Source organism: Streptomyces sp. NPDC058231, from assembly GCF_042882275.1.
In the GTDB taxonomy this organism is placed as follows: domain Bacteria; phylum Actinomycetota; class Actinomycetes; order Streptomycetales; family Streptomycetaceae; genus Streptomyces.
Genome location: NZ_JBHVWN010000131.1, coordinates 1 through 6,898 on the forward strand (window position 1 = coordinate 1; position 6,898 = coordinate 6,898).

A 6,898-nucleotide genomic window follows, 5' to 3' on the forward strand; every position below is an offset into this window, starting at 1 on the left:
GGCCCGGGCCGGTGGGAGAGGTAGGAGCGGGTCAGAGGGCGGCGGCGCTGCCCAGTGCGTTGATGAGGACGGCCACGGCCTCCTCGGTGCGGCCTGCGGCGACCAGCGCGGCGTGCCGGTAGAGGGTCGCCGCGGTGTTGGCCGTGAGGTGGTCGACGAACTGCTCGTACGTCAGGTGGCGTTGGCGCAGGGGCCGGTGCCGGTATCCGGCGCGCAGCGCGGTCGTGACCAGGTCGTCGGCGCGCTTTGCGGCGGTCCGGGTCAGGGCGACATCGCGGGAGGCGCGGGCGAGCGCCTGGTGGCCGCGGGGCGCGGTGCAGGTGCGCGGCGCGGCCGTACGGGGCTTCGACCGGTCGGCGCGCAGGCGGGCGCAGGCGGTGCGGATGCGTTCGACGTCGTGCAGCTGCCGGGCGGCGAGCCGGGCCTGGCCGGCGGACGGCGCGTCGACGTAGAACGAGGCGAGGTTCGCGACGTACAACTCGGCGCGCAGCTCGTCGTTGTCGCCGTCGTCGCCGGGGGCCGGGTGGACCGCGACGATGCGCATCGCGTACGGGTCGTCGTGGAAGACGACGAGCCAGCTGCGCGGTGGTCTTTGAAGGCTGATGGGCATGCGGGTCTCCAAGAGGTCGAGAGTCGTTTCAGTGTTGTGGCACACGTGACGGCCCGCCCGCGCGGGCGGGCCACCGAAGGGGTCAGGCGTCGAGTTCGGTGGTGATGAGCTCGTCGATGCGGAAGGTCAGGCAGGTGACGCTGCGGGTCGGGCTGATCGTGGCGAAGTGAATGGTGTGAACGAGCGCGTCGTCGAGGAGCGTGTTGTAGAAGCAGTGGCAGACCAGCTGCGTGAACTGCTCCTGGGTGAGGCCGTAGTGCTCGACGTCCCACGCCTTGGTGAGGGCGCGGTTGATGCGGTCCAGGGCGTCGCGGAGCTGGACGCCGTCGACGTCGTGACGCTCGACGGTCTCGGTGATGTCCAGCCCGGGGTAGGGCGGTGTCGGCATGAGGGTGGATGTGGTCACGTTGTTCTCCCGAAGCTCGTGGTGGGGAGGGGGCGGCTTCCCCCTCGCGCTGTCCTTATTCTACAGCTTTTTGGGGTTATGTGCCCCCCCCTATGCCAGAAAATCTCAGGTACAGGCCAGATTTTTCAGGCGCCGTTGCGCGGGAACCTGACCACGAGCGCGGTCGCGTTGTCCTGGCTCGCCTCGCGCAACCGCCCCTGTGCCAGGGCCTCGGTCACGAGCGAGCCCGCGCTTTCCTTCGGGTCCAGGGCCATCAGTAGGGCCTCCTCCATGAGGCCCGGCTCGTAGGTCTCCAGCGGGTGATGCACCCCGTCCGAGCACAGCACGAGCTTCGCGACCATCTCCAACAGCACCTCCTCGTAGCCGATGTCTCCGTCTTCGAGGCACGCCATCAGCGAGTTGTGGTCCCACGCCTTGGGCTGGCGGCCGGCGTCGCGCAGCTCCTGCGCCCAGTTGTGGTCCTTCGTCAGCGGCATGAGGTTGCCGAAGTCGGAGAACCGGTAGGCGCGGGCGTCTCCGGACCAGGCCAGGCGCAGCAGCGGGTTGGTGGGGTGGTGGACGGCCACGACCGCGGCCGCGCCCGGGTCCATGTGGTTCCAGTGCCGCCCGAGACGGGTGAGGATCTGGGCGCGGATGTGGGCGATCGCGGAGATGGGGTCGCCCGAGCGGGCGGCGGCCCGGGCCAGGGCGGGCGCCCAGGTCCGCACGTGGGCCTGGATGTCTTCCTCGTCGCCGATGCCGTCCAGGACCACGAACGCCCAGCGGCCGCTGTCCTGGTCGTGGTGCACGGCGTACGTGTCGCACTGCAGGTCGCGGGTGCCGACGGCGTGGGCCACGGACATCTGCGGGCGGCGCCGGATGGTCGCCGCACCCAGCAGGCGTGCCCAGCGGTATACGCGCTCGGCGGCGTGCGGCGGCAGCGGCTGCAGCAGGCCGTCGCGGCTCTCGGGGCCGGTGACGATGACGGGGCCGCGAAGGTCCGGGGCGTCCGCGCCGGCGAGGTCGCGCCAGGCGCAGCGCACCGGTTCGTTGCGGGTGCGGGCGTAGCCGGGGGCGCTGGTGTGGGCGGTCATGTGGCGGCCGAGCCGCCAGGCGGTGACGGGGCCGTCGAGCTCGTCGGCGATGTCGGTCTGCTGGCGCTTGGGCCGGTCGTCCAGGTAGAAGGGCTCGGCGTGGCCGTTGGGCTGGACGTACAGGGCTTGGGTCTGTCGGGGCATGCTTCCTCCTCGGTCGGGGTGTGCGGGGTCAGTTGGCGGGCTGGTCGGCGTCCTGGTCGGCGTGCTCGCCGCCGTGGGCCAGGACGAAGGCGCGGATCTCGTCGACCGGCACCTCCAGGTACAGGGAGGCGTCGGGGCTGTCGCAGTCGACGAGGTCCTCGTCCCAGTCGCAGTCGGCCGGGCCTTCGAGGCCGGGCCACAGGAAAACCTCGAGGTGGGTGTACGGGCCGGGGTAGTCGGTCGGCACGGTGCCCGTCCAGGAGCTGGTGGGCCTGGGCACGCTGAAGGCTCCGGGCCCGGCCTGGACGCTCATCATGTGGCCGTCGGCGAGGCGGATGCGGGCGGGCTGCCAGCCGGTGCCGGTGGCAGCGAAGCGGTCGAGGCGGTCGGTGGACATGCAGGCGTCCGTTCTGGTCGGCGGGGCGGGCGGCCGGGCCCGGCCGCCCGCGGGGGTCAGGAAGTGGCCGCGGTGTAGCGGGGCTTGAGGGCGTCGATGATCTGCGGCAGGCCGTCGCGCAGCACCTCGGGCACGTCGGTGTGAAGGCGCGCGCCGTCCAGGGCGCCCAGCAGCACGACGGGCCCGAGCAGGCAGTACCCCAGCTGCTCCAGGCGGATGGCGCTGACCAGCGACGTCGCGTACAGGTTCGGCGGCAGCTCCAGGGCTACGCCGTCTTCGTTCACGGCCACGGACAGGCGATGTGTGCCAGCGGGGCGGGCGTAGTGGGCGATCTCGACCCAGCCGCCGACGACCGGGCGCAGGGCGGCCGACAGGCCCTCGCCGACGGGCAGTTCCAGGTCGGTGAGGGTGCCGTCGACGTCAAGGCGAATGCCGCGAATGAGGGTTCTCATGGTGTCTCCGAGTCGGTGAGAGGGGTGGGGGCCGCCAGGGCGGCGGCCCCCCGGGGTGCGTCAGAAGGGGCGAAGGGCGAGAGCGAGCTCGGTGATCAGCTGGCGGCCGACGTGCACCGCGTGACCGACGGTGAATTCGTCGGCCTCGGCGCGGGCGGCCATCTCCACCAGGCACTTCAGGAACACCTCGGGCATGCAGGTGATCCACGTGCGGTAGTCCTGGCCGTAGCTGGCCGTCCGGTGGGTGGCGGTCAGGACCTGGTCGACGGTGATCGCGACCTCGCCGGCGGCGGCGAGGGTGAGGCCGAACCGCTCGACGAGCAGGGTCTGCAGGTGCGGGCCCCCGGCGAGGATGTCGGCGAGCCGGTCGGCCGTGTGGCCGGTGGCGAGCGTGTACGGGGCGGCGAGGCGGTCGGTCTGGTCGGTGGCGAACATGGCTTCCTCCAAGAGGCCGTTGGTCGTGCAGAGACGGCCCGGCCGCCCACCTGGTGGGGTGGGTGGCCGGGCCGGGGTGGGTCAGGCGAGCGGGAACCAGACGTCCATGAACGCGTCCAGCTCCTGGAGGGCCTGCGCGAACTTCTGAGCGCGGGTGTGGGTGAAGCTGACCGCGTCGATCGCGCCGCGTTCCGGGGTGACGGCTACGAGCGTGATGCGCAGCTCGTCGGCCGCCGTCGGCTCGCAGATGACCTTCAGGACGAGGGTGTTGTCGATGTAGCGGGCGTAGACGTTGTTGCTGACGCACGTGACGTGATCGGCGCGCTCGGTGAGGTTGGCGGCGATCAGGTCCTGGACGGTGTCCATGGCTTCTCCTGTGGTGAACTGGAACATTGGAAGGGTGTGGCACACTTCCGCCCGGCCGCCCACCTGCGTGGTGGACGGCCGGGTGGCTGTGTTTCCTACTTCGAGAAGGTTCGAGGACCGCACAGGTGACCCTGCGGGCCGTTGTCCCAGTCGACGACGTACTTGTGGACGCGAGTGGTGTTCCCGCTGGCCTGGCGCTTCCAGCTGGACTTCACCTCGGTGATCGTCCCGCGGTCTGCGACCTGGGCGTGCTCGACGGTGTCTCCGACCTTGTAGCTACGACTCATCGTCGTCTCCCTCTTGAGTTGTCAATGCCTTGCCGGTGCAGGGGGGCTTCCCTCCTCGCACTCCTCTCCTTATTCTATCGCCTTTCTGGAGGGAGGCAAGAACTTTTTTCACGTTTCCCCAGGTCAGAGCCCTCTCGACCCCACAGGGCCGCCTCCGCCTACGCCGCCGCCCCTCCTGCGCTCGGCCATGGCACCGCGTCCAGGGCCCGACGGTGCGTGTCCGGGACCGGCGCGAGCGGCCGGCCCGCCCAGTGCAAGCCCATCGCGGCGAGGATGAACGCGTCCGCCTTGTCGTACCGGCCCGCCCCCTCGCAGTCGAGGCCGTACCGCTCGGCGACGGCATCGCGCACCATGCCCTTGGTGACGCGGGCCCGCTGTTCGCGCGGGTAGTCCTGCGCCGGGTTGGACACGCCCATCGCGTAGACGATGCGGGAGCTCGGCGCCACCACCACGTACGGGATGTTCCGCTCCCACAGGTCCTGCGTGAGGATCCACCACAGGCCCCCCAGCTCGTGGTGCCCGGCCTGCTTGCCGTGCCCGTACGCCGCGCCCTCGATGACGACCAGGTCGGCCGTGCGGGTGCGTTCCCGGACCCCCGCGCGCAGCCACTGCAGCCGCTCGTGGCCGCGTAGCTTCTTGGACTGCAGAGCATCGGCCCAGCCGTCACCGGCGACGCCCGTGCACGTCAGCGAAGGGTCCACGCCGATTACGAGCGGGGCCGGGCCGGCCGTCGCCATCCAGGCATCGGGGGCGGGAACGAGGTCAGTCAACGAGGGCTCCTTGCACAGCAGATGGGGGGTGGTGGGCCGGACCCGCGGGGGGTGTGGGCACCGGGCGGGCGCGGCCCGGCTCGGGGGGAGGTCAGTGCGGGTGGGCCGCGGGCCCCTCGCCGCCCTCGGCGAGCTCCAGCAGTGCGCGGCGGGCCAGGCGGGCGACGTCGCCGAGCAGCGCGATCACCGAGTGCGCGAAGTCGTCCGCGCTGGCGTTTGCCGCGGCCAGGTACAGGGCCTTGCAGGTCTCCATGTCGCCGTTGGCGAAGGCGGTGATGAACCGCAGGGAGAAGGCGTGCGCGGGGTGGAGGGGTTCGTCGGCCGGGTCCGAGGGGGCCAGGGCCCACATCGTGTCGGGGTCCTGGTATCCGTGGAGGCGCAGGAGGGTCTGGCGGGCGGCGTCCGCCAGGCCGCAGCACACCCCGTATATCTGCTGGCCGGTGCTGTTGCGGAAGATCTCGCCCATCAGGTTCGAGGCGATCTGGAAGTCGCAGTCGACGGCGCGGCTGATGGCGTCCATGACCAGCTTGGCGCGGGTGGAGGAGTTCACGATGCTCGGTTCCTTTGTATGGATGGTTGGTGGGCCGCGCCCACAGGGGTGTGGGCACCGCGGGCGCGGCCCGGATCAGGGGGCTGGGTCAGTCGGCGAGGAGGGCGAGGCTGTCCGCCCATGCGCGGCCGCCGGACGCCCACGCCACGGCGTGCAGGGCCAGGCGCTTGTTGGGCTCGTCCAGCAGGGACACATTGGCCAGGGACAGGGCGTGACGTCCGGTCAGGAGGCAGGCCAGGCGCAGGACCTGCCACTCCGCGAGCGTGCCGATCAGGGGGCCGTCGCCGGCGGACAGGCACGCGACGGCGACCTGACGCCAGGCGATGCGGGACTGGTCGGTGGCGTCGGCGATGACCAGCTGGGTGCGCTCCAGTTCGGGCAGCCAGTGGCCGTCGGTGGCGAGCAGCCACACGGCGGCTTCCTCCTGCCACGATCCGGCGGCGCGCTCTGCAAGGCGGGTGGCGAGGTCGGTGATGTCGTGGTTCACGGGATCTCCAAGAGGTGTTGGGGTCAGCGGGTCGTGCGGGGCTTGGGCGTGTGGCCGACGTGCCAGCCACGGCAGTTGCGGTTGCGGCACTGGTAGGCGGCCAGGCGTACGGCGCCTTTGGCGATGAGCCGTTCGCGGTGCTCCTCGGCCTGCTCCTCGGTGTCGTGACGGCGCTTGCCGGTGCAGGCACGGTTCTTGGTGCGGATCACTGGGGGCCGCCGGTGGCGGCGCGGGGGTCGGTGGTGGGGTGGAGCATCGTGGTCTCCAAAAGGGGGTCGGGTCCGCCGCCCGCCCCCCTTTCACCGGAGGCAGGCGGGGGACGGGTCAGGTGGTACCGGCGAAGTCGAGCTGCAGCTGTTCCTGCTTCTTCTCCGCCTCGCGGCGCGCGTCCATCTCGCGGGTCACCTGCCGGCACGAGGGGCAGATCCGTTCGTCGTTGCGGCTGTGGCTCTTCGCTCCGGCTTCGGTGCCGCAGGAAGGGCGCAGCTTCGGCTCCGCCAGCTCGTCGTCGCTCACGTCGTCGAGGGCGTCGATGACTTCGCCGTTGCACCACAGGCGGCCACCGGCAATCCCGTCGAACTTGGCCTGGGAGGGTTTGATGGTGGCGATGCACTCGGCGCGGAACGGGCACGGCTTGCAGTAGCCCAACCGGGCCTGGCACAGGCGCTTGAGGTCGCGAGGGGTGCGCCAGGCTTCCTGGTTGGGCGCGAAGCCGTCCTGGCCGCTGCAGGGTGCGCGAAGGGTCCACGCGCCGGTCACATCTGCTCCTCGGTGGTCACAGGGGTCTCCAAGAGATCGGTTTCAGGGGGTGGAAGAGGGGCGGGGGGGGGCGTCGCGGCGGGGGCGGCGCACCCCCCCGGCCCCCCCCGCCCGCGGAGGAAGTGGTTGTTAAACAACTCACACAGACCCCCACAAAAAAGG

General features: G+C 71.3%; 13 protein-coding genes. All 13 read right to left on the reverse strand.

The features are described from left to right. Nucleotides 1-31: 31 nt before the first annotated feature. The 13 genes from ACFVXE_RS38280 to ACFVXE_RS38340 all read right to left on the reverse strand — a co-directional run bounded on the left by ACFVXE_RS38280 (nucleotide 32) and on the right by ACFVXE_RS38340 (nucleotide 6,736). On the reverse strand, nucleotides 32-610 hold the full coding sequence (locus ACFVXE_RS38280) for a hypothetical protein (RefSeq protein ID WP_389678339.1): 579 nt from the start codon (nucleotides 608-610) through the stop codon (nucleotides 32-34). Between the two features lie 82 nt (nucleotides 611-692). Next, entirely contained in the window at nucleotides 693-1,016 is a 324-nt protein-coding gene (locus ACFVXE_RS38285) for a hypothetical protein (protein WP_389678341.1), read from the reverse strand. Between the two features lie 125 nt (nucleotides 1,017-1,141). Next, nucleotides 1,142-2,233, reverse strand: coding sequence for a PP2C family protein-serine/threonine phosphatase (locus tag ACFVXE_RS38290; protein ID WP_389678343.1), 1,092 nt, complete (start codon nucleotides 2,231-2,233; stop codon nucleotides 1,142-1,144). A 28-nt stretch (nucleotides 2,234-2,261) separates the two neighbouring features. After that, complete coding sequence (locus ACFVXE_RS38295; RefSeq protein WP_389678345.1) at nucleotides 2,262-2,630, reverse strand: hypothetical protein; 369 nt, start codon at nucleotides 2,628-2,630, stop codon at nucleotides 2,262-2,264. Between the two features lie 56 nt (nucleotides 2,631-2,686). Next, nucleotides 2,687-3,082, reverse strand: a complete 396-nt coding sequence (locus ACFVXE_RS38300) for a hypothetical protein (protein ID WP_389678347.1) — start codon at nucleotides 3,080-3,082, stop codon at nucleotides 2,687-2,689. 60 nt (nucleotides 3,083-3,142) lie between these two features. Beyond that, nucleotides 3,143-3,517, reverse strand: a complete 375-nt coding sequence (locus tag ACFVXE_RS38305) for a hypothetical protein (RefSeq protein ID WP_389678349.1) — start codon at nucleotides 3,515-3,517, stop codon at nucleotides 3,143-3,145. 81 nt (nucleotides 3,518-3,598) lie between these two features. Beyond that, nucleotides 3,599-3,883, reverse strand: a complete 285-nt coding sequence (locus ACFVXE_RS38310; protein WP_389678351.1) for a hypothetical protein — start codon at nucleotides 3,881-3,883, stop codon at nucleotides 3,599-3,601. 95 nt (nucleotides 3,884-3,978) lie between these two features. Next, on the reverse strand, nucleotides 3,979-4,170 hold the full coding sequence (locus ACFVXE_RS38315; protein ID WP_389678353.1) for a hypothetical protein: 192 nt from the start codon (nucleotides 4,168-4,170) through the stop codon (nucleotides 3,979-3,981). Nucleotides 4,171-4,328: 158 nt separating this feature from the next. Continuing rightward, on the reverse strand, nucleotides 4,329-4,940 hold the full coding sequence (locus ACFVXE_RS38320; protein ID WP_389678355.1) for a hypothetical protein: 612 nt from the start codon (nucleotides 4,938-4,940) through the stop codon (nucleotides 4,329-4,331). A gap of 91 nt (nucleotides 4,941-5,031) precedes the next feature. Further along, complete coding sequence (locus ACFVXE_RS38325) at nucleotides 5,032-5,490, reverse strand: hypothetical protein (RefSeq protein ID WP_389678357.1); 459 nt, start codon at nucleotides 5,488-5,490, stop codon at nucleotides 5,032-5,034. A gap of 88 nt (nucleotides 5,491-5,578) precedes the next feature. Further along, nucleotides 5,579-5,977: a hypothetical protein gene (locus ACFVXE_RS38330; protein WP_389678359.1), complete on the reverse strand. Its 399-nt coding sequence runs from the start codon at nucleotides 5,975-5,977 to the stop codon at nucleotides 5,579-5,581. A 23-nt stretch (nucleotides 5,978-6,000) separates the two neighbouring features. Beyond that, complete coding sequence (locus ACFVXE_RS38335) at nucleotides 6,001-6,186, reverse strand: hypothetical protein (protein WP_389678361.1); 186 nt, start codon at nucleotides 6,184-6,186, stop codon at nucleotides 6,001-6,003. A 115-nt stretch (nucleotides 6,187-6,301) separates the two neighbouring features. Next, nucleotides 6,302-6,736, reverse strand: a complete 435-nt coding sequence (locus tag ACFVXE_RS38340) for a hypothetical protein (protein ID WP_389678363.1) — start codon at nucleotides 6,734-6,736, stop codon at nucleotides 6,302-6,304. Between the last annotated feature and the right edge of the window lie 162 nt (nucleotides 6,737-6,898).